General features: G+C 46.4%; 1 protein-coding gene. It reads left to right on the forward strand.

Translation table 11 applies throughout. The features are described from left to right. Positions 1-97 precede the first annotated feature (97 nt). Positions 98-744 (forward strand): ABC transporter substrate-binding protein (locus R7O13_RS26580; protein ID WP_412125733.1); only part of this gene is annotated, 647 nt, incomplete at its 3' end.

The raw sequence follows: 744 nt of genomic DNA on the forward strand, positions 1-744 counted from the left end.
GGTATGAGAGTTACGTCTCTTTTATACTCACAGCGGACACGATTCACAAGGTTTGGCAGGAGTAACTGCGGGTTAACTCCGATGCTATGGAGAGAATGTGCAGCGTTTTCTGATTTTGGTCGCCTTATTCTGGAGTGCATGTGCCTGGAGTGAACTGACACTTGCTCAAGAGCCGAAGGTGCTTGTCGTCCATTCTTATCACCAAGGATTCTTTTGGACGGACTCCATTCAGCGCGGGATCGATCAACAACTCGATGACCGCGAGATGGACATGCGCGTCTTATACTTGGATTCCAAGCGCAACCAGAGCGAGCAGTTTTTTACCCAGCTCGAATCACTCTATCGCACCAAGTTGAGCGATGAGCGTTTTGATGCCATTTTGGTGACGGACAACAATGCATTGGAATTGATGCAGCACTTGGCGCCGTTGATCAAAGACACGCCAGTGATTTTCTGTGGCATCAACAATTACCGTCCTTCCTTTCATCAATCACTTAACGCAACCGGCGTGATTGAGAACGTCGATTTAGAAGCGAACTTAGCGCTGATCGAGCGTTTGCATCCAGACAACAAGCAGATTTACATCATCAGTGACCATTCAGTGACTGGTGCAATACTTCGCGACGAGATTGACGATTTTATCCAACAACATGACCGTTATCGCAACAAGATCACTCAACTTGTCCCTGACAATGTTGAAGCATTGAAGAAAAAAATTGCTCAACTCACTAAAGAAATTGTGGA

The organism is Vibrio sp. Y176, assembly GCF_033438945.1.